This is a genomic window from Aliirhizobium wenxiniae (assembly GCF_019511445.1).
In the GTDB taxonomy this organism is placed as follows: domain Bacteria; phylum Pseudomonadota; class Alphaproteobacteria; order Rhizobiales; family Rhizobiaceae; genus Neorhizobium; species Neorhizobium wenxiniae_A.
Genome location: NZ_JAEUAN010000015.1, coordinates 145,088 through 167,139, shown reverse-complemented (window position 1 = coordinate 167,139; position 22,052 = coordinate 145,088). Strand labels below are relative to the sequence as shown.

Genomic DNA, 22,052 nt, shown 5'->3' with positions numbered 1-22,052 from the left:
CCCCCAGACCCCCACCCGGGAGCCCGTGTCTACGGAAGGTGCTAGAGCCGCCGGCACTCTCCAGGCCGGCCTCCGCCAGCTATTTGGGAGCGCTGCGTCCGGCCTGGAAAGCGCCTTCCCTCAGCATGCGCATCGACGTAGCCAAGGTCGGTAGAGTCGGTGCAGACTGTCAAGATAAGGCACGAAGTTCTTCGATCTGGCATTCGAGTTCGTAGGTCATCGTCTGATCTCCTATGTGAAAGACGATCAGCGGCGCCGGATAGGGAATGACGTTGTCAGGGATCGCGAGAGCGACCGGCAGCGCCGGGGAGTGGGGGAGCCGATTTCGTGTTGGCCGCTTCGCTGCCAATTCGAAATTGGGGGCACCGCTCATCCTTGACGACGGCGGGCCCGTCGGCATCATCACCGGATACTGAGCAGGTTTTCCTCCTCTCGGTATTGCACCAAAAAAGCCGGACCCGGCTCGATGCCTGGTCCGGCTTTAGTTGCCGGGAATAGGAAAAGGCTCCGCCGGGGGCGGAGCCTCGTGGTATCAATCAGTCCCGGTTCGGACGGGACCAGATGAGCTGGAGACCATCCTCGCCTTCGACCTCGGCGAGCGTTGCGTAGATCGGGGCCGGAAAACTGGGATCGTCGAGCTTGACCGAGAGATAGTCGCGGCCCTCGCCGGAGGTCTTCTGCCAGGCCGCGCCCAGTTCCACGCTACCCGCGTAGACCCGGAACTGCGGGCCCTTGTCGGAAGGGTTCTCGACCCGGGCGATGCGGGCTTTGACGTTGAGGGCGAGAGTGCGGATGGAGCCGGTGAAGCCGTTTTCGGTGGAGGTGAAGGTGCCGATGGTTGCCATTGTCGTATTCCTTTTCGTGTTCGGGCCGCGCCCATCGCGGTCTCGATGGCTGTCGCAAAGACCGGTGACGATCGGACCGCACCCATTCGGGCCGCAATGAAATGGAGGGCGGAAAGTCGCAGATTTGTTAGTGGGAGAGGAGGAGGGCGTAGCCGTCCGGGGTAAAAAATTTGCGAGTTGTCGTTGCGGGAAGACGATCGAGGCGCAGCCGGTCTCCGGTCAGACATGCCTCATCGAGCTCGCAGATGGGTTGCCGGAAACTCTGAAAGGATATGGCAATGGCGTTCCGCGGCATTCGCCTCGGGCACGAATGGCATCCTATAGCACGCCCACTTCAACCGCCGTCGTTGCCTGCATTTCATCAGGGGATAAGCGTCCCTGCCAAAACGGGCTCGGTTGCTGACTGCGCACAGTGGGCTATCGTTACGCCCGCGAATCTGGAGAACCAATGCGTCAGCAGACCAAGCCCTTCATCGTCGAACGCAAACCGTCCCGTAAGCCCAAGCCCGACACTGCAAAACCGTCGATCTGGGGAAGGCTTGACGCTGACATCGCACAGGGTCTCCAAGATCAACGAAATGGAGACCAGCGGGATATGGACCACGCGGCCACCGCCGATGGCGACGACCGCGCCTAACCCTCAGGCCGCAGCCTGCAAAACCGTTTCCGGCTGTAGGGAATGCAGGAAGCTCACGGCGCGCTGCGCATGGGCTGCTGCCTGGAAGATGGCCCGCTTGTCGTTGGCAAGCACCGATAGCCACGACTGCAGGTAAGATGCATGATCCGGCCTCGGCTTAAGCTCCGGCGCGATACCGAGATCTGCGCAGAGGAAGCAACTGCCCAGTTCCGCGATGAGTTCTTCCCTTGCCCGCTCGGTGCGGTCCCTGGCATAGCGCGACAGGTCACGTCCTACGCGGTGCTCCGCCGCCGTCCAGTGGGTTGCTTCGTGACTAAGGACGGCTGCGTATCCGGCAGCATCACGAAACGCCTCAAAGGGGGGCATCTGGATGTAATCCATCACGGGGGAGTAGTAGGCCTGATTACCGCCATGCCGAATGACTGCGCCGGTATTGCGGAAGAAGCGATCGGCGCTCTCGATCCGGTCGATCGGATCAAGGATCTTGGCCGGCGGCGCGTAATAGCCGTCCGGCAAACCGTCGATCTGCTCGACGTTGAACACTGAATAGGCCTTCAGGAACGGGATCTCCCGATCAACCTCATTACCGTTCCCGTCCGCTTCAGATCTGGTGAAGCGGCTGGCGAAAACAACGGTCGAGCCGGTCTCGCCTTTCCGCACGGCCCCGCCAAGTTCGACGGCCTGCTTGAAGGTCATCCACATCGAGGAGGCGAAGCCACGCGACATTTGCTCCGACCACAGGAGCAAAACGTTCATGCCCGAATAAGGAAGGCCGTTGTGGCGCAGCGGCCGCGAGATACGACCATCGGTATTGGCTGCGCTCCACGGTCTCATCCAGGGGCGGACGCCGCCTACCAGATCCTCGACAATCCGGTCGGTAATCCGCGTATAGATGTCCGCGCGCCCCGCTTCTGATTTCTTTGTCATGACTTCTTTCTCCTTTTCATGAACCGCGCCGATCGCGGTCCGTCACGGAGGTCCGAAGTCAGGGGCCGAAGGTGTGGCCATGCACCGTAGGCCGCAACAGCGTGGAGGACGGCAAAGCCGTTGCATGGCCGCCCGGCTCCTGCAGGACCGCCGAGCGGGACGGGCCGTGCTCGGCGCGTCTCCGCTTTTCATTTCGACATGAGAAAAGGCCGGCGCCCGTCGGCACCAGCCTGAAAGGAGGAGAATGGCGGGGTGCGACCCCGCCAAGTTCGTCATCCGAAAGCGGCCATCTGAACCTCGGCCGCCTTGCGGTCCAGCGATGCGCCAGGGTTTTCGACCGGCCGGTCGAAGGGCTTCCAGGTCTCGCCGACGACCTGCTCGTAGGCGGCCACCGCGCCCTCGGCTGCCATGCGCAGCGCATGGGACTGGATACCCATGTCGGCCGCGAATTCCCGCTTGCGCTGGGCGGCACTATCGTAACCCACCGGACCATCGAGATCCTCGTCGCGGGCATCGTTGGATGCCTTGGCAGTTGCGTCGCGCGCTTCGGTGACGGCGCGGGAGTAAAACTGCCCGGCGCCGTGCGCCGATCCGACGAAGGCCCCGACGATGCGCTGCAGGTGGATTTGCATGGCTCTCTCGCCCAGACCTTCGGAGAGGCTGTCGGCGGTCTCGACGATCAGTCGCTCATGCAGGCTGCGGATGCCGTCGCTGTCGACGACGGTTGTGCCGAAGCTTTCCGCGATCTTGAGCGCCTGGGCCGCATCAGGGCATGAAAGGCGGACCATTTCGAGGGTTGCTCCTTTGCGCAGTTGCGATACACGTGCGTTGGAGCGGTTGGGAGTTGCGGGCTTTGCCATAAGCTGTTCCTTCCTTGGCTGGCGAAGTGGTTCCGGCCCGTGCCGGTCTGCCCTTCGATGCGGACGACTAAGAACCGGCAAAGGACGGGCGGCTTCAGAGGTCCGATCCGGCTGAACCAGCAGGGCAGGCTTGCGGGCCAGCAGGTTTCGACCTGCGTAAGGCCCGCGAGCCTGCCGTTGCGCAGAGAGGCTGGGTCGGCCGCCCCGCGGCGCGACAGCGGCCTTGAAACGCCCGGCCGCCGGTTCAGACCGCAGCAAACAAGAAGGGCTGTCCAGCGCGGGTCCGATATCTGTCTCTGGCGGGGAGGAACAGACATCGCCAAGCCCGCCCATGCCGATGACATCCGAGCAGGTAAGCCCATCGCTATCACCACACTCTCGCGCGTCTGCCTATGTCGCCGGATGATGCAGAGGTCGCTTATCGCGATGGCTCAGTTCACCGATGTCACTCTCTTGCGTCGCCAGCCTGCGGTGGATCATATCGAGTTCGACCCAACGCTCGAAGGTGAGGCGGTCGACAAGCTCCTGATGGCAGATACGTGGACCTGATCGGCGACGCGCCCTGCTCCGGGCTTTTACTGTCGTCGCCTGCCTTCCCGCGCGCGCTGTGATTTGGCGGGTCAGACATTCCAGATGCCGCTGGATCTCTCGCCGGGCGACGATTGCTTTTGCCAGCGGTTTCGAAGCGCGGACGCTGATCATCGCCGATCCCCCGAGCTTCGCCAGTTGATGAAGGAGGCCGGCGAGTCGACGGATAATCCGTCCGCACCGGTGGCAAACTCCCCCCCCGAGAAATCGGGGGTGGGTGTTGCCATGTTCGACTGGGAAGACGGCGGTCACGCTGCGTCCCTCTGGTCGAAGCCGGCGTCGTCCTCTTCGTGGTTCGAAAGGTCCGCAGGATGCAGATCGTCCTGGTCCGGAGCCCCGTCGAAGTGCTCTTCCTGACCATCGGCTGGGTCGTCAACATGATCGGGTTCGTCGTCTTGCAAGGCCCCGCCGCGAATATCCGTAATTGAGCTCGCCCGGATCCAGCCGAGCAACTCGTCGGTTGGCGGTGCGAAGCGCGCCGAAGCATGGACGAAGTGTTCGTTCGCGAAGTGCTCGACGAGCGCAGCACGGGTTTCACGCACCTTGGGCCGTGGCTGCACGGACGCCTCGGCGCACGACACTTCCAGCGCCTGACGGGACAGGCAAAGGAGGAAGTCCTCCGAACCCATATTCGGCAGGTACTCGTCAGCGCCGATAGCCTCGCCGGCGATGCGCGAGACCATGCCGCTGTTCGACATGCCGCGGCGGCACGACAGAACATCGATCAGCACCGAGCGAACGGCGACCCGAAGCGTGTCCTGGTCAAAGGCGAGCTTGCCGTGCTCGTCGAACAGTGCGACGGCATGGCGCGAGAAGCGTTTGCCGCCATAGAAGCTCCCATCTGCACCAGAGTCGACGCGGACATTCTGTCCGGCGAAGGCCAGCACCAGCAGCGCCATCAGCATGTCATCCTCGATCGGCGCGTGGCCGAGAGCATCGTGAAGCGCATCGGTGCGGAAATCACCGATCATGTCGAGGCCCTTCTGGGTCACGTCGGGGCGGACCTTCGGCAAGGCAATCGCGTCGCCCTCATCGCTGCCAAAGGCAGATCCGTCGCCGTCCGCGCCCTTGGGCTTGGACGCCTCGGGCATGCGGTAGTGCACGGTCTGCACCTTACCATCACGATCGAGGTAGAGCGCCGTGTGATCGGACTTGGACGGCTTGCCGTAGACTTGGGCGGCCTTCTTCGGCAGCTCTGGCTGCCCCCAGTTGTTGACTTCGACGATGGCCCCACGCTTCGGCAGGTTGGCAGTCATCCACTCATGCTGGGCGCCGAGGAAGCCCTCAACATTCGTCGTGTAGCGGCCGTCCTGGTCGGCCGGCGCGAATAGGTCCTCGACCCACTCGACACCGTAGGCCTGAGCCAGATCGTCACCAAAGCTCGCATCTCGGGCATACATGCGCTTCTTCGTGAGAGCATTGGCGATCTGCCACCATGGAGCGGTGTCGCCCTTCTTCGGCTTATGCGCCTTCCAGACCTCCTTCTGGTCAACCTGACCGGCCGCAGCGATGATCCGCAACTGCTGCTCTGACGGCATATCGCCCAGCGCCATCTGCTCAAGCATCGCGGGAAGGACATTGGCGAGCAGCCGCAGCTTGCGAATCTGACGGACGGGAAGCGCGAGGGCAACCGCAATCGCCTCCTCCGTCCAGCCGAGAGCAACGAGACGCTCGATGCCGCGCCACTGATCGACCGGGTTCAGCGCCTCGCGTACCGAGTTCTCCACCATCGAGCGCATCGCGCCGTTGTCGTTGGCGGCATCCACGACGAGGATCTCAATTTCTTCCAGGCCGGCGGCGATGGCCAGTCGCACACGGCGATGACCTGCGTCGATGATATAGCCATTTCCGCCATCGCTCTCGGGGGCAACCACCGGCGGCTGGACGATGCCGACGGCCTTGATCGTCGCCAGCATCAGCGCATCGGCCTGCGGCGAGGATTTCGACTGGCGCATGCGGTCAGGGTTCTCCTTCAGTGCACGCGGGTCAACCTTCATAATCTGCATGAGATTTGTCCTTATCTAGAGGGTTCGGGACCAGCGCCTTGCCAGCCCTTCCTGTCTTCATTTTTTCTCGAAGACACCTCCCGGCACGCCGAGCGGCCGGACTGCCGCAACTGCGGCCGAGCATCCCTGCTGCGCGGGACAAGCGGGGCTGCCAGCCCTGCGAAGGACAAGCGGCCGGGACCGCGTAGGCGGTGGTTGAGCGACAGCGTCGGCAGGAGGACCGATCTGCGAACACCCCTACCTTCTTCTTCCTCAGGGAACAGCTTCCTCTCCTACCTCCCGGCTAAACGTCGACTGTTCAGAAGAATCCTCCTCACGGTCACCCACCATCACGACCTTCGCTTGGGGCCGATGCTGAAAGCCGGTTCGACAACATCGGATCATCTTCCGCGAGACTGTTTTGAGGCCTCACGTTGCTTCCATCCGGGTAATTTGCGAATATGTGGGAGATAAAAGGGAGCTCCGACATGCAGAATGAGCAAATTCACAGATCGTCGGATCGCAGACGATTACGCATGGTCGAGCTTATTGCATTTCCGTTGAGAACGATGCTCGTCCTCGTTCCGTTGTGGCTCACCTACTGGCTGTTCCAAAGATTTTCGGCCGGGGATGTATCTGGTCTCTACGATTTCACTATATGGCTGACTGTCGGATTAGCATTGCTCAGCGTCGCACGAACTGTTTCAGGGATGCGCGGACTGCCAAGTGGTTCTGTATTTGGCAGCGTCGACCACTCGGGTCGTTTCCTTTCAAACTTGCGACGGCCTTTTGCGGCGTTCCGCGAACATTTTGTCGCCGTTCATTTCTCCGATCCCCTGCCAGACGGGGACCTAAAAGTGCTACGCAGGCTGGAACTGTTCCTCTTAACCCCATTGCGTATTCTCGTGGGCGGCCTTTTTTTCTGGATCGGGAACAGCATCGTGACGGGGATTTTGGTCAATGGAATCGGTTCAGCTCTTCTGTTCAACATACTTTGGGTCACCATTGTTGTGCTTTATGTGATTTATGTTCTGTCTCAGGCCTTTGTCTCAATTTTCGCGCGCGGCGAGACATCGTTTGCTGAGGCACTGAGAGTGCGAGAATGGTTCAGGCGCGTCCGAAGAAAATTCATTTTATAGCCTTGAAGTTTCGCGGCTTCAGATAACTTCCCACAAGGGAAAATGGCGACGCTGCGGCTGCGTTGATACTCAGTCCAGATCTGCCGACAGGTAGGTTTCAATTTCTCGAAGCTTCATCCGCTTTTCCTTCAGGTCATCTGCGAACGCGAAAGCGCCTCCGTCTCGGGAACGGTACGAAACCAATCGCCTCTCGGCCTCTTCCAGACGCCGGCGATACTGCCGCTGTTCGTCGTCGAAGCCCTCAAGAGCATGCTCCAAACGCGAGATGGCGCCGAGCGGTGTAACCGTGATCGCCAGATCGATCTCGTAGTCTGCGCCGGTTCGCTGGAGGAGGGTCTCGTAACGATAGCCGTCGCCCTTGCCGAACCGCTCACCCTCATAGACCAGATCGAAGCCGCCGATCGTCGCCAGATTCACCTCACCTTCTTGCCGCAACTGCAGGAGCGTAAGGATCTCCTTCATCAGTGCGCGCCCGGCATCCTTGCGCTCGGCAAATTCCTGACCGAGCAACATCATCGTAAAGGCATCGCCGCCTGTCGGCTTAAGCCGCACCATGTCTTGGCCGACCTCGCCGATGCGCCGGGTTGAGACCTCGATCTCACGCTCGGCATCGCGAATCTGCCGACGGACGGCATACTGATCGTCTTCATGGGCAGCCCGCAGCCGCTCGAGGCGGGCGATGTCCGCCTCCAAGCCAGCCTTCTGCATAAGGCGCTCGTCGCCAGAGGCGATCGCCTTCGCCATGGCGAACTGATTGGCAGCACCTTCACCGATATCCTCTAATCGCCGGATCGAAGTGTCGCCAGAGAGGGCGGCGGCGATGAATCGCGCCTTGCGCTCATTGTTCTGCCACATGGAGGCGTCCAGCGAGCCTTCCGTGGCATAGGCGTAGATATCGACCTCGTCGTGCTGATTGCCCTGGCGGACGATGCGACCCTCGCGCTGTTCGATCTGCGACGGCAGCCACGGGACGTCGAGATGGTGCAGCGCCTTGAGCCGAAGCTGCGCGTTAACGCCAGTGCCCATAGTCTCCGATGAGCCGATCAGGAAGCGGACCTTTCCGGCGCGGACATCGCCGAACAGACGCTGCTTGGCCTCGGTTTTCTTGTAGTCCTGCATGAAGGCGATTTGCGACGCCGGCACACCAAGCCGGATCAGCTCGTCGCGGATGAAGCGATAGGCTGAGAAGCCTCGTGATTTCTCGACATTGACCGTGCCGAGGTCGGAAAAAATCATCTGGGCGGCACCCGGCAAATCGAAGTCCTTGCCGTCGGGGCGACGATAGGTGGCTTCGCCGGTCTCCTTCCAGATCCGGTGTGCATTGCGGACCAGCAGATTGAGCTTGTTGTCATCCTCATTGTCGGCTGCCGGCATGACGAAACGAAGATCGATGGCCGCATGGCGCCCATCGGTGATGACCGAGAGCAGGATGTCGTCGCCCGGCTTGGCCGGCCCCTCCCTCTGTTCGATCGCCTTGATGCGCGCGTCGAGCACCTGCTGATAGGATTTGAACAGATCCGTCGGCTTGGCCGTCAGGATCTGACGGCGACCGGTCGAGAGGTTGGGCACCCTCACATACTGGCGAAGGTCGTCCGGCATGACGACGTCAGCAAACGAGCGGAACATGGCGATCAGTTCCGGGACATTGACGAAGGAAGCGAACCGCGACACTGGCTTGTATTTGCCTGAGGGCTGGATTTCGAGTTCGGTCGATGTATCGCCAAAGCAGGAGGCCCAGGCATCGAATTCGTGCAGGCCGCGCTCGCTAAGGGCTGCATGGCCGAGCAGGCGCTGGATCGAGAACATCTCGCCCAGCGTATTGGTGATCGGTGTGCCGGAGGCAAGAACCAGCGCCCGGCCGGGGTTCTTCGTTTCGATGTAGCGGGATTTGACATAGAGATCCCAGGCACGCTGTGACCCGTTTGGGTCGATGCCCTTTAGCGTCGACATGTTGGTGGCGAAGGAGAGTTTTCGGAATTCCTGTGCCTCGTCGACAACGATCTGATCGATACCGATCTCCGAAATGGTGAGAAGATCGTCCTTGCGGGTGGCTAGGCCTTCGAGCCTCTCCTGCAATCCCTCCTTCAGCCGCTCGAGCCGCTTGCGCGAAACGCGATCTTCGCTGTCGACCTTGGTCAGCAGGTCCTCGTAGAGCTGCAGCTCATCCTGGATCATCTCCTGTTCAAAGGCCGCCGGCACGCCGATGAAGCGAAACGCGGAATGCGTGATGATGATCGCATCCCAAGTCGCGGTGGCAGCGCGCGACAGGAAGCGAGCCCGCTTGTCCTTGGTGAAGTTGGTTTCGTCGGCGACGAGGATCTTCGCGTTCGGGTAAAGCGCCAGGAATTCGCGGGCGGCTTGGGCGAGGCAATGGCCGGGCACGACGAGCATCGCTTTGGCGATCAGGCCGAGCCTGCGCTGCTCCATGATGGCCGCTGCCATGGTCATCGTCTTGCCGGCGCCAACGGCGTGCGCCAGATAGGTCGAGCCATCCGCGATGATCCGCCAGATGCCACGTTTCTGATGCCCATAAAGAACAAAGGCGCCTGAGGCGCCGGGAAGTTTGAGATGGGAGCCGTCGAATTTGCGCGGCGCGATGTTGTTGAAGCGGTCATTGTAATCCCGCGCAAGGCGGTCGGTGCGATCCGGATCGGTCCAAACCCAATCCTGGAATGCTTGTTTGATCCGCTGCAGCTTGTCGCGCGCCGCCTCGGTATCGACGACGTTCAGCACACGCCGCTCGCCGTCGACATCCTTAAACACGTCGAAGATTTGCGGGACTCGGCTGTTGAGCGCGTCAGCAAGCAGCTCGCCGGCATGGCGGCGGCTGGTGCCCCATTCTGAGGTGCCGGCTGCGGAATAGCCGAGTTGCCGCGCTTCCACCGTCCAGGAGCCGAGTTCCGGCATATGGTGGATGCGGATGTCAGCCTCCATCCTCTCTTTCACAAAAGCGACAACATCGGCGGCCGGGATCCACGGTGCGCCGAGGCGGGCGGTTATATCGGAGGGTCGAAGATCGGCCGGCTGCACATCCTGGAGCGCCCGCACGTTTCCCTCATAGGCTGGATCGAGTTCGGCTGCGGCCTGCGCGGCGGCGAGCTTGGTGCGGACAGCCCCTGAAAGATAGGCATCGGCTGTCTGCCAGGATCCGTCGATCGGGTCGCGAAAAACCTCGTTGCCAAGTTCGTTGCGCACAGTCGCGGGATCGCTGTGGAGAAGCTCCGCGACATGGTCGATATCGACGTGACCACGTTCATTCAGCACGACGGCGAGCGCATCTGAAGAAGATGTGATGTTCGGCGTAGCTGGCGGGGCAATCACGCGTTCGGAAAAGATCGGACCCGGCTTTGCCGTATCGGTCTCGAGATCGTAGTCCTCGATTGAGGCAACCAGCCAGCAATCGAGGTCGTCGCGGAAGGGCGCGAGGTTCGGTTGGCGATGGGTTTCCCTGACCTCGCCGGTCTCGGCATCCTCCTGGATAGACACGGTAGTATGATTGATCGGCCCGAAGTCCCGCACGAAACTCGACCAGGCAATCCGCAGGCGGACCTGGAGGTCTCGCCAAGGCCGGTCGACCTCCTGTGCCTTCAAGACCTCGCGCACGGCGTCTCGGATCGGGATCAGCTTCGAAATGATCCGAACATGTTTCTCAGAGATCCCGTCGCGTGTACGGCCCTTCCGGACCGTCACCGGCACGGCCGAACCGTCGAGCATCTGCATCAGCCCTTTCGACCGGTCGAGGGAAAAGCTACCCTCGCGGATAGCACTGTCCCTCGGCTGCAGATCAACGATCTCGCAGAGCTCGTCCTCCAGATCGACATCGACGGGCATCGGCTCGCCGTCATAGAGGTCAGTCGGCAGGAGATTGATTGCTGAGGTGAGGGCCGCGTCGAGATCGTCTCCGGCGCGGGGCCGGCATGTATGGGTCTCGCCGAACGGTCCAGAGGTCGTCGCATGGGTGCCGAGAACGAAATCGGGGTGCCGGGCAAACCAGCTGTTGACGCGGATCGGACCTTCGTCATCCGTCGCCGGTATGACCTCATCGACATCGAGCCATAGCTGTTCGCCTTCCGGTTCACCGGGCTTGCGCTTGCGGAGGAACAGGATGTCGACGACGACATCCGTGCCGGCGTCCCGGCGGAAGCTGCCTTCGGGCAGACGGATGGCGGCGATCAGGTCAGCCGACTTGGCGATATGCTCCCGCGCCGTCGTATCGGCCTTGTCCATTGTGCCATGCGAGGTGACGAAGGCAGCGAGCGCGCCGGGCTTCAGCAGATCGATGGAACGGGCGATGAAGTAGTCGTGCAATCGCAGGCCGAGTGACCGATAATTTCGGTCTGAGCGGACCGTACGATCGGAGAAGGGCGGATTGCCGATGGCGAGATCGTAGACCGGTGAAAGGTCGGTACGGGAAAAGTCGCGCTCGATGATCCGGGCTTTCGGCTGCAGCAGCTTGACAATCCGCGCGGTGACCGGATCGAGCTCGATCCCGGTCACACAAGCGGTGTCGCGATATGTCTCCGGCATCAGCGCGGGGAAGAGGCCTGTACCGATGCCTGGCTCCAGCACCCGGCCGCCGCGCCAGCCAAGCCTCTCGATACCCGACCAGATCGCCCGGATGATGAATTCCGGGGTGAAGTGGGCATATTGGGTGCAGCGGGCAAGCGACGCATAATCGGCCTCGGAGACGGCGGTCTCGAGCGAGGAGCCGATCTCATCCCAGCCCTGCCGGAAATCGTTTTCACCCGGCCGTCGGAATACGCCGTTGGCCAGCTCGCCGGCGCCGAAGCCGGTGAAACGGATCAGCTCCGCCTGCTCCTTTGGCGTCGCCGGCCGGTCCTGCCTGGAGATATCATTGGCAACGAGGATCGCCGCAACGTTGGCGCGGGCACGATCCTTCCAGGAGGAAGGTAAGCCGCGGTCACCCTCGAGATAGAAGTTTCCCCGAAGCCTCTTGGCTCGGGAGGGTGCGGCCGCCTTCGGAAGTACGGTTGCCGGCGTTGGCGCGGGCGGCGTGGGATCCGGATCGTCGTCATTGGCAGGTTCAATGACTGCCTCGGGCGCGAAGCTCCCAAAGGACGTGACGCCCAGGCCAAAGCCGGACGAGAGTGCGGTATTGCCGAACATGTCGAGCGTGAAGGGATCGTTGCTCATGATAAAAATCTCCTTTTGGAAGCGCGCGTCATCGTTCCGCCATGACGATTGGCGGCGAAGGGACACTGGTTGAGGTTGGGAATCCCGCTGAGGCGGGAGCGTTACGACCACTCGATGACGAAGAGTTCCATCGAGTCTTCGTCAAAGGTGATACCGAGATGCCTGGCATTGGGGGCGGCGGCGATCATTGCTTCCAGCTGCACGGCGTCGATGAACTCGACACCGTCATCTCCGCCAAAGGTCTTCCGCTTCACCTCGAACCAGTCGTCGTTGGTGCGGGGATCGCATTCGAGTGCATAAGCAACGAACGGCTTTTCTCCATCCGGCAAATTGCCGTTCGAGCAAAGGTAGACACCGTGATCGCCCACGAGCCATACACCCGGCAGCTCGTCGCGACCGGGGTGGAGGCCGTAATGGGGATTGCGGTAGCCGCCGTTCGCTTCGGCGTCGGCGCGGCCGCGGGCGATCACCGCCCGCACGGATTCAATCGGAAAGGAAAGCATGGAAATTGCCTCCTCACGCTGCGACTGCAGTATCAGGGAGATGGCGCAGTTGGACGGGCAACTTGATGGCGATCTCGTCGTCGGTCAGGTCGTCGAGCAGCTTCAACCTGGCCGATCCAGCCCCGGTGTAGAGAGCGATGACGCGCTGGCCCGGCAGAAATTGCGGCGCGGTTTCATCCGAGTAGCCCCGATAGGCGTCCGCCGTGGCACTCCAGATGTGCTCAAGACGTTCATCCCGCGTCATCGCTCGCACCGGCCGCGTTTCCCGCTCGATGATCGCCAGCCGCATGTCTTCCACCGACCGCCCGTCGGAGAGATCACAATATCCATGGAAGTGGCGGATGATTCCGTCGATCCGCAGCGCGAAGAAAACCGATGTGACGGATTGCGTCAGAAATTCGCGCATTGCAAACATCGAGCCCCGGATCCACAATGGCGGCAGGATCTCGAACATGTAATCATGCTCACGCTCGGTGATTTCGAACCATTCGCCGGCATAAAGCGCGCTCGCGTCACCGTCGAAACGGTGAGGACGCTGTGCATGCCGATCGAACAGCCGGAACATCTGATGGCGCTCAGAGATGCCCTGGTAGACTTTACGGATTGCGGAAGGGGTGCTCATTGACGGCTCCTTTGGCCCTGTCCGAACCGAAGCGCGGTGGTGCCTGCTGGCTCACCATCCTCTTCAATCCTTCATGACCCCTCCCCTCACGCCGCCTCTCCGTCCGGGCGGGTCAAGGGCCGCTCTTGAGCGGGCGAAGCTTCACCCTTGACGCGGTCGGCGGGCATGCGGCAGACCTCCTCTTTCTGTCCTCATCCTGCTTTCCTGCTTTTCTTCTTTCCGCGCTTTCAGCGCTTCATTCCAGTCCTCGGTCGGCGGCTTCAGGCGGAGCCAGTCGCAGCCGACCTCATCGGCAATGGCACGGAGGCGGCCGGCAAAGGTCTCGCCCTGGCTATTGGCGTCGGTGGCCGCAACCAGAACAGTACCGGGACGCGCGGCCAGTGTGCGGACCGCGGCGTCCGTGGTTGGCGACCACCCACCGCCGGTGCTGAGATAGAGGCTGCCCTCGCGAAGCCCCTCGAATGCCGCAAGGCTCATGGCGTCGATCGCCGCTTCAGTGACGCAAACACGCTTGGCGTCGGAAGAGCCAAAGCGAAAGAGAATTTTAGAACCGCCTGCCGAAAAGCCGCGCCAATCGGGACCGCGCTCCTCCCAGCCAGTAACAACACCATCGTCATTGACATGCGCGGCCCACATGCTGCCATAAGGGCCTTCCCGAACGACATCACTTTGGATGGCCTCCCGGATGATCGTTGCCGGTAGGCAGCGCTCGCTGCGCAGATAGCGCCAGGTCATTGACCCCTGCCACGCCCTACGTCGTGTTGCCCAGCGTTCTGAGATGGAACTGCTGTGAGCGGTCTTTCCGGCCGGTCGAGACCAGGCAGGATCCCTGGCGACGATGCCGACAAGAGCGGCCACCCGGTCGAGTGCCTCGACGAAGCTCACGCCGTCCAGATGCTCCGCGAGACCGAAGACGTCGCCTTTCGCATCCGACAGTGGATCGAACCATCCCCGCCCCCCATGGATTACGATGACGATTTCCGCACCGCGCCTGTATTTCACCGCCTTGCGGGTGCTTTCCTTGACGTCGATGGCAAAACCGGCCTGTTCCAGCACTGCTGCGCACAGGACGCGGTCCCGAAGTTCCTCAAGTTTCTGTTTTTCCATTATTTTTCTCGGCGCTTGGCGCCGCCCTTCTCTCCAGATTCATGTCTCCCGCAATTTGCGGGACCGTTTCTGGCGACCGCGAAGAGCAAAGGGGGCAAGGGCGCGGCTGGCAATCTGCAGATTTGCACCCGCTCCAGATGACATGCTAGCAGCGGCACAGCTTCCCTTGCCGCCTGCCGCTCGCAAGCGGCACCCAGGAGATGAAGGGTCTCAATGAGACCCGCCCGGAACATATTCATGCACGATCTCCAGATCGTCTTCGTCATCGAGTTCGTCGCTCGGCAGAACGCCGAACTCGTCGCCGGACCTGAACAGCGTGACCGGAACCATCAGGGTGCGGGAAAGCTGGAAGGCATGGTTCTGCGCAAGCGAAAGATCGGTGTTCATCTGAGGCTCCATCTTTGGAGCGGGCCATTCCCGCTCGATGGCAACCGTCAGTGTCCGGAACCGGTCGCGATCACCGTGGAGGCGCAGCCGAAGCGGCCGCAGCTTGCTAGCGGACCCCGTCAGCGGGTTGATCGAAGGAGATCCGGGGCTGGACCAGGAAGCCATCCATCAAGAGCGGGATTGGCAAGCCTCCTTAGGTCACCTCCGAGAAACAATGATAATTCTGATGCGGATCTTATCGTCGTCCCGATCCCTCGGCCGTTTGTTCAGCCTTCAATCAGGTCCGAGGACGCACTCGCCTGCTGGGACCGTGTCCGACGTGACTTGACGACAGCTCGACCACTCGTGTGACCATGATCGAGAACGCATGGACCCATCGTGATGCCCGGGCGAGCAATGGAAAGTTCTCGCCCACACCTTGATGATCGACATCGCATGATGACAATCCCAGGATCGACAGGAAGAAGCTGCCACTAAAGCAGCAGCCGCGCCTCGGATGCAGCCTTCTTCTTCGCCCATAGCTCCGTTGTCCGCTCCATCGTCACCAACTCGGACGGAAATGTCCGCTTCTGGAATGCGAGCGCATCATCAAAGCTGCCATGGAGCCATTGTTCGTATTCATCGGCGTGCAGCAGGACGGGCATCCGGTTGTGCACGGGCTGAATGGCCTCGTTGGCGTCCGTCATAACCCCGGAATAAACCGGCCCCCACTCGTCGCTGATACGCCATAATCCTGCCCAGGCGAAGACCGGTTGGTCCTTCAGCGAAAACCAGGTGCGTGTCATCCTGCCCTTTTCACCCTCAGCTTCGGCAAAACCCGTTACGGGGATCAGACAACGCCATTGCGGTTTACGTGCCAGGCCGATCCACATGCCTTTCGAAAGATCCGCGATGTTATTGACAGGCTTTGGCTTCGCTTCCGGTTTCATACCTTTCAGGCGTAGCGGAAAACCCCAGACCATCGAGCGGAGCTCGCGAACACCTTCATTTTCCGTCACCACCATCCCGGGCGTGCCAGGATAGACTTCCTCGGGAGCGTTCGATTGCATAGGGTTCGCCACGCGAAAATGCGCAGCCACTTCCGCGGCGGAAAGACGGACGGTGTACAAATTGCACATATGACAGGCCTTTCAACAGGAAACTCCAACACGAAACCTAGGTTACATAAGCATGTTGTCCCGACGCGGTGAAGCCTTGGAGGGCGAAACGCCGCTTTGCCAGCGATCGCGCGTATGCAGGATTTCGAAGTCATCGGATGACGGTGGATCACGAAACTGGAAGGCGATGACGTCTTCAATCGAACCATGAAGCCAACGATCGTATTCGTCTGGCTCGAGCAGAACCGGCATGCGGTCGTTGAACGGCCTGATCTTCTCATTGGCGGTCATGGTCATGCCTGCGAACACAGGGCCGAAGTCCGGGGTATTCTTGCAGAACCCCGCCCACGCCATCAATGGTTGGCGGTTTTTCGAAAACCACGATCGGGTTTTTGCCCCTTTGACACCGTCGGGATTTGCGAAGTGCGTCAGAGGGATCAGGCAACGATATCTGGGATGCACGACGATGCGGTCCCAGAGCGGGTTGATGAGATCGGCGACCAGACCTATTCTGCTCGGGGGCTCGCCCTCACGTCGCATGTCCCGGGTCTGCCGCGGAAAGCCCCACGGGATTGACTTCAACAGCCTCAACCCATCTTTCTCAAGAACGATCAGTCCGGGGGTGCCTTCGATAGTTTCGCTCGGCACCTCGATCGCCGGCGCCATGTCGACCGCGAATTGCGCGACAATCTCGTCCAGGCTTTTGGTGACTGCAAACAGGCGTGACACACCGGTCTCCTCAGTGGAAGTTTCTGGATTTGATCGTCAGATTATCGATGTGCAGGTCTGGAATATAGATATCCCTGACTTGCGTAGCGGGCTTCGGATTATCACGCGGATCCGGCCCTCCTCCGTGCTTGACCTGGTCGCCGCGACCATGGGGCAGGGGGAAGTCACCGAGTCCGCCGTCACGGTTCCCAACGCTTGCCAGGTCAGTCGAGAAATCGAACAGGCGCTGGGCAACGAGGTGAACGACCTCACCTTCCCGCTGGATGCGGCCGTTGATCGCCATCATGCTCGCCGTCATAAGGACCCGCCGCTGGCGCTCGAACAGCGATGGCCAGACCACCGCATTGACGATACCCGTCTCGTCTTCCAGCGTGAGAAACATCACGCCCTTCGCCGATCCCGGCCGCTGTCGCACGAGAACCAGGCCGGCCGTCCAAAGCCATTTTCCGTCGCGCTGTCCCATCGCCTCGGCGCAGGTGACGATGCCTTTGCGGTCGAGGTCTTTTCGGAGAAACGAAACCGGATGGGCTCGCAGCGTAAGACCGGTGTGTGAGTAGTCCTCGACGACCTCCCTGCCCTCGGTCATGGATTTCAACGCGACTCCGGGCTCCTGCATCTCGGCGATCACCTTGGCTTCGCGCTCAGCGGCCGCCGCCCAAAGCTCCAAGGGTTCATTACGGAGCGCCTTGATATCCCAGAGTGCCTGACGTCGTTCCAGTTGCAGCGATGGCAGGAAAGCATCCGCTTCGGCAAGCTTGACCAGCGAGGACGGTGAAACACCGGAGCGTCGCCACATGTCGTCGGCCGAGACAAATGGATGCTCGGCGCGCGCCAGGATAATTCGTGCGGCGTCGTTGGTGGACAATCCCTTCACGACACGCATTCCGAGACGAACGGCGAACCGGTCGGAATTGCCGATCCGCTCCATCGTGCAGTCCCAGCGGGAGTGGTTTACACAGACAGGTCGAACTTCGACACCGTGGTTTCGAGCGTCCTGGACAATCTGGGCAACACTGTAGAAGCCCATGGGCTGACTGTTGAGCAGGGCCGCACAAAAAACGTCTGGGTGGTGGCATTTCACCCACGAACTCGCATAGGCGATCAACGCGAAGCTGGCGGCATGACTTTCGGGAAAGCCATAGGAGCCGAAGCCTTCGAGTTGGGTGAAGGTTTTTTCCGCAAACTCCCGGCTGTAGCCGTTCTTGACCATGCCCTCGACGAGCTTGTCCTTGAACTTGCTGACTCCGCCGGTGAACTTAAACGTTGCCATGGCGCGCCTGAGTTGGTCCGCCTCGCCGGCGGTAAAACCCGCGCAGGTCATCGCAACCTTCATCGCACTTTCTTGAAACAATGGGACACCGAGCGTCTTACCCAGGACCGCTTCGAGTTCGGGGGTCGGGTACTCGACCTTCTCCTTGCCTTCACGCCGCCTCAGATACGGGTGCACCATGTCGCCCTGGATGGGTCCCGGCCGGACAATGGCCACCTGCACGACGAGATCGTAAAATGTCCGAGGTTTCAGTCGCGGCAGCATCGCCATCTGCGCGCGGCTTTCGATCTGGAACGTACCGAGCGTATCGGCCTTGCGGATCATCGCGTAGGTGGCCGGGTCCTCCTGCTCGACATCGGCAAGGCCCATTGAGATGTTCTTGTATTCCTTCAGCAGCTCGAACGACGACGCCATGCAGGTCAGCATCCCGAGTGCCAGCACGTCCACCTTCATGAATTTCAGCGCCTCGATGTCGTCCTTGTCCCATTCCACCACCTGGCGGTCCTTCATGGTCGCCGGTTCGATCGGCACCAGATCGTCCAACCTGTCCTGTGTCAGAACGAAGCCGCCCGGATGCTGGCCGAGATGGCGGGGCGCTCCCATGAGTTGGGCGCTAAGATCCAATGCCAGCTTCAGGCGGTAGTCGGCGGTGTTCATGTTGTTGTCTACGAGCTGCTTCTCGCCGACACCTTCAGACCAGCCCCAGACGCCGGAGGAAAGTTGGGTAATCAGGTCTTCCGGCAACCCTAGGGCTTTACCGACATCACGCAGCGCACCCTTGGCCCGGTAGCGGGTGACGGTGGAACAGAGCGCCGAGCGTGACCGTCCGTAGGTCTCGTATATCCACTGGATGACTTCCTCGCGGCGGGCGTGTTCGAAATCGACGTCGATGTCCGGAGGCTCGTCGCGTTCCATCGAGACGAATCGCTCGAACAGCAGGTCACCCGTTTCCGGGTTGATGCTGGTGATACCGAGGCAGTAGCAGACGGCCGAGTTCGCCGCCGAGCCCCGACCCTGACAGAGGATACCTTTCGATCGAGCAAACCGGACGATGCTGTAGACTGTGAGGAAGTACGGGGCGTATTTCATCACCCTGATCAGTTCGAGCTCGTGAAGGATCGCCTTGCGGACTTTGTCGGGGATCCCCTCAGGGTACCGGCTTGCTGCGCCCTCCCAGGCAAATTTAGTTAGCGACTGCTGGGCATCGAGGCCCGGCACAAGCGCCTCTTCCGGGTACTGGTATTGCAGCTCACTCATGTCGAAACGACAGCGCTCGACGATTTCGCGCGTTCGAGCCAGCGCCTCCGGATATTCCGAAAAAAGCCGGTGCATTTCTTCCGTTGCTTTCAGGAACCGATCGGCATGCCGCTCGCGATCGAAGCCGACGCTGTCTATGGTGGTGCGGTTGCGAATGCAGGTGACGATGTCCTGCAGCTGCCGGCGGCTGGGATCATGAAACAGCACATCATTGGTGACGACCGTTTTGACCTTGTGTCTCACCGCCATGTTGGAAAGATTGTGAAGCCGCAGTCGATCGTTCGGACGACGGCGCAGGCATAGCGAAACGTAGGCCCTGTCGCCGAACATCGCGGCGATCTTCCTGAGCTGGCCCGCGGTGGTCTCATCGGCCTCATCCGGGACAAGGACGGCAATCAGGCCAGCGCTATAGGCTTCGACATCAGACAGATCGAGGATGCACTTGCCTTTACCTCCCCGGCTTTTTCCGAGCGACAGCAGGCGTGTCAGTCTCGAATAGGCTGGCCGGTCGGTCGGATAGACCAGGATAGACATGCCGTCGGAAAGGTCGAGCCGACAGCCGACGACCAGTCGGATGCCAGTGGTCTTCGCCGCCTCCCATGCCCGCACGATTCCGGCAAGCGAATTGCGATCAACGACGCCAAGAGCGTCGATGCCAAGCGCTGCCGCGGCGGCAAACAGCTCCTCAGCGGAACTTGCCCCTCGCAGGAACGAGAAATGCGTGGTGACCTGAAGTTCAGCATATCTCATCCGAACACCCCATGCAGAAACCAGAGGTGCGACCCTGTGTCGGCATCCACTCCGTCACCGGCGCGATAAACCCAGTAGCGTTCCCCTGCCTCGTCCTCGACGACAAAATAGTCGCGAACGGCGGCATGTTCTTTCGGACGAAGCCACCATTCGCCGAATATCCGCTCCGGTCCGTCTGCCCGCTTCACACGGCGGCGTTTGCCGCGCCAGGTGAACACGGCCGGCGGCTGGTCGGGGAGCAGAGCGGTTACGTCGATCCGTTCGGGGTTTGCCAGTAGCCGCGACGGCCTCGGCCATTTCGCGGCCCATGTCGCTCCGGTTTCGTCGGCCGTCGGCCCAATCCGCTTCACCGACCGCTCGGGAACGTCGGAGGCGACGGGCGTCACGCGGTAAAGCCGCTGGCCACGATTGCCGAGAATGTCGACAAGCGGTGTGACGTCGACCACGGTTTCTTCGATCAGAGAGGATGCAGCCTGTCGCTCCTCGAGTGGTTCTGCCATGATGGCGACAAGCACCAGGCGCTCTATGCCGAAGCCCGGATCGATTTTCTCGATCCGGTCGCAGAGAAGCTTTGACAGCCGGGCGGGGTCACGCACCGGTTTTGCCAGTCCGGCTCGAATGCACTGCCGCGTGTTGTCGACACGGTAGATGACAAGATCGGAACGCCTGACGCCAAGGCCGCGTGTCTCCAGCTTGGCCGTGAGTTCCCCGACCAGTCGGCGCACATATTTGGCGATCGTCTCGGCCGCGCCGATCGGCTCCTGGAAGTTCTTCGCCGCCTCGACAAGCTCCGGAGTGCGCAGGGGCTCGATCGGTTCTGCCATTCGCCCAAACAGTTGATCCAGCCGCCGGCCAACTTCGGGCCCATATCTCAGCGTCAAGGGTGCGCGCGGCATGGCAGAGAGTTCACCGACGGTCTCGACGCCCATCACCCGCAGTCCGTGGATTGTGTCAGCTGGAAGACGCAGACAGTGGATCGGCAGGCCAGTCACCGCTTTCGCAACGCCGCCGACCGGGACGACCGTCGTTTCAGCCGGCGTCACGCGGGTGATCGCATGCGCTGCTCCCCAGGTATCGGCGACAGCAGCACGTGCGGTCAGGCCTCGTCCTCTCAACCCGTTGACCAAGCCGGAGATCAGCAGATCTTCGCCGCCCTGCAAGTGGTCGGCCCCTTCCGTGTCCATGACAATACCGTCCGCACCATCTACGGCGACGACCGGGCTATATTGCCGGAGCGCCCATAGCGCGAGGCGCTCAAGCGCAGACGCGTCGGCGCTAGGATCAGCATCGACCATCGTCAGATTGGCAACGATCGCTTGGGCTTTACTCGCGGGCATACCGAGCTTGAGACCGAGTTTGCGCGCGGCGGTATCGGCAGCCGAGATCCAGCGTTTCGACCCCGATTTCGAGATGACGACGAGCGGTTGGTCAGCTGGCACGGCTCCCTCTCCATGTCGACGTATCCGGTCTGTTGGCAGAGTGGGGAAGTAGACACAAACGACCCTTGGCATCACAGGCTCCTAATTCGAACTCAGCACACTCGCCTGCTTTCACGCGCATCAATTCCAATAGCCATCGGGCGCGCCCGACCCCTGCCACTGGCAGTTCCTCCGACGGAAGCACGCTCACCCTCCACCGTGTCATCGAGGCCGTCGGATTGCCGAAGTCCGACGCTTCCGTTTGCCGCCGCCATCTGCGGACGACGAGCCCCATGGTCCCTGTTTTTTCGCAGGCCAACTGCAGCCGCCGGGATGCGACCATCGGCAATCGAACCAGTTCCCCGACCACCGCTGCTAAACCACCGAAGGAGAGCCCTTCCTCCATGGATGCCAGGACGTCCTCCTCCTTGTCGCCTTCGCAGAAAATCACGCGGTCGGGATGCAAGCCTGCCTGGGCGATGGCAGGGAAAAACAGGTCAGGTCTCGTCAGGCACCAGAGGACCTTGCCTTTAGAGCGTGCGGCAATGCCAGCGGCGAACAATGCTGCAGCCGCGCCATCGACCGTGCCGGCTCCGCCGCCTGCTATCTCGTGAAGAGCGCCGTACGATAGCCCACCACCCGGCAATCGCTCGTCCATCTCGCGGACGCCGAATGGCAGTACGACGGCCTTCTTCGCCGTACTGCCTTCCAGGTGGGAAATACGGTCTCTAAGTTCCTCGATGACCCGAGGATTACGGGCGCGCGACATCGTTCACG

17 protein-coding genes are annotated in these 22,052 nt (G+C 61.3%); 3 read left to right on the top strand and 14 right to left on the bottom strand.

The features are described 5' to 3' along the window. Positions 1-536: 536 nt before the first annotated feature. The gene (locus JNB91_RS18955; protein WP_003585013.1) at positions 537-845 is read right to left on the bottom strand and encodes a DUF736 domain-containing protein; all 309 of its coding nucleotides are present in this window, start codon (positions 843-845) and stop codon (positions 537-539) included. 448 nt (positions 846-1,293) lie between these two features. Here JNB91_RS18955 and JNB91_RS18950 point away from each other — a divergent pair, with 448 nt between their 5' ends. Beyond that, complete coding sequence (locus tag JNB91_RS18950; RefSeq protein ID WP_220327043.1) at positions 1,294-1,482, top strand: hypothetical protein; 189 nt, start codon at positions 1,294-1,296, stop codon at positions 1,480-1,482. Positions 1,483-1,485: 3 nt separating this feature from the next. Here the strand turns inward: JNB91_RS18950 and JNB91_RS18945 are convergent, their stop codons facing one another. Beyond that, positions 1,486-2,409: an ArdC family protein gene (locus JNB91_RS18945; RefSeq protein WP_220327042.1), complete on the bottom strand. Its 924-nt coding sequence runs from the start codon at positions 2,407-2,409 to the stop codon at positions 1,486-1,488. A 272-nt stretch (positions 2,410-2,681) separates the two neighbouring features. After that, positions 2,682-3,269, bottom strand: a complete 588-nt coding sequence (locus JNB91_RS18940; protein ID WP_220327041.1) for a hypothetical protein — start codon at positions 3,267-3,269, stop codon at positions 2,682-2,684. Positions 3,270-3,695: 426 nt separating this feature from the next. On the opposite strand from JNB91_RS18940, the gene JNB91_RS31205 reads away from it, so the two are divergent. Next, positions 3,696-3,818: a hypothetical protein gene (locus JNB91_RS31205; protein ID WP_262928017.1), complete on the top strand. Its 123-nt coding sequence runs from the start codon at positions 3,696-3,698 to the stop codon at positions 3,816-3,818. Between the two features lie 287 nt (positions 3,819-4,105). Here JNB91_RS31205 and JNB91_RS18935 read toward each other — a convergent pair whose 3' ends face one another. After that, the gene (locus JNB91_RS18935) at positions 4,106-5,863 is read right to left on the bottom strand and encodes a ParB/RepB/Spo0J family partition protein (RefSeq protein ID WP_220327040.1); all 1,758 of its coding nucleotides are present in this window, start codon (positions 5,861-5,863) and stop codon (positions 4,106-4,108) included. A 467-nt stretch (positions 5,864-6,330) separates the two neighbouring features. Here JNB91_RS18935 and JNB91_RS18930 point away from each other — a divergent pair, with 467 nt between their 5' ends. Then, the gene (locus tag JNB91_RS18930; protein ID WP_220327039.1) at positions 6,331-6,981 is read left to right on the top strand and encodes a hypothetical protein; all 651 of its coding nucleotides are present in this window, start codon (positions 6,331-6,333) and stop codon (positions 6,979-6,981) included. Positions 6,982-7,050: 69 nt separating this feature from the next. Here the strand turns inward: JNB91_RS18930 and JNB91_RS18925 are convergent, their stop codons facing one another. From JNB91_RS18925 to JNB91_RS18880, 10 genes are all read right to left on the bottom strand, one after another. Next, positions 7,051-12,135, bottom strand: a complete 5,085-nt coding sequence (locus tag JNB91_RS18925; RefSeq protein ID WP_220327038.1) for a DEAD/DEAH box helicase family protein — start codon at positions 12,133-12,135, stop codon at positions 7,051-7,053. A gap of 101 nt (positions 12,136-12,236) precedes the next feature. Beyond that, entirely contained in the window at positions 12,237-12,638 is a 402-nt protein-coding gene (locus tag JNB91_RS18920; protein WP_220327037.1) for a DUF3085 domain-containing protein, read from the bottom strand. A gap of 13 nt (positions 12,639-12,651) precedes the next feature. Further along, entirely contained in the window at positions 12,652-13,260 is a 609-nt protein-coding gene (locus JNB91_RS18915) for a DUF1419 domain-containing protein (protein WP_220327036.1), read from the bottom strand. A 141-nt stretch (positions 13,261-13,401) separates the two neighbouring features. Then, a complete protein-coding gene (locus JNB91_RS18910) occupies positions 13,402-14,367 on the bottom strand; it encodes a DUF3991 and toprim domain-containing protein (protein ID WP_220327035.1) in 966 nt (321 codons plus the stop codon). A gap of 210 nt (positions 14,368-14,577) precedes the next feature. Further along, positions 14,578-14,754, bottom strand: coding sequence for a hypothetical protein (locus JNB91_RS18905; protein ID WP_165422072.1), 177 nt, complete (start codon positions 14,752-14,754; stop codon positions 14,578-14,580). A gap of 473 nt (positions 14,755-15,227) precedes the next feature. Then, positions 15,228-15,872, bottom strand: a complete 645-nt coding sequence (locus JNB91_RS18900) for an SOS response-associated peptidase (RefSeq protein WP_220327034.1) — start codon at positions 15,870-15,872, stop codon at positions 15,228-15,230. Between the two features lie 42 nt (positions 15,873-15,914). Further along, a complete protein-coding gene (locus JNB91_RS18895) occupies positions 15,915-16,580 on the bottom strand; it encodes an SOS response-associated peptidase family protein (protein ID WP_220327033.1) in 666 nt (221 codons plus the stop codon). Between the two features lie 10 nt (positions 16,581-16,590). Then, positions 16,591-19,857, bottom strand: coding sequence for an error-prone DNA polymerase (locus JNB91_RS18890; RefSeq protein WP_220327032.1), 3,267 nt, complete (start codon positions 19,855-19,857; stop codon positions 16,591-16,593). Then, positions 19,854-21,368: a Y-family DNA polymerase gene (locus JNB91_RS18885; RefSeq protein ID WP_220327031.1), complete on the bottom strand. Its 1,515-nt coding sequence runs from the start codon at positions 21,366-21,368 to the stop codon at positions 19,854-19,856. The genes JNB91_RS18890 and JNB91_RS18885 overlap by 4 nt, the downstream gene beginning before the upstream one ends. Beyond that, positions 21,286-22,044 carry an ImuA family protein gene (locus JNB91_RS18880; RefSeq protein WP_220327030.1) on the bottom strand — a complete coding sequence of 253 codons (759 nt, stop codon included), beginning with the start codon at positions 22,042-22,044 and terminating at the stop codon, positions 21,286-21,288. Before JNB91_RS18880 ends, JNB91_RS18885 begins: the two co-directional genes overlap by 83 nt. Between the last annotated feature and the right edge of the window lie 8 nt (positions 22,045-22,052).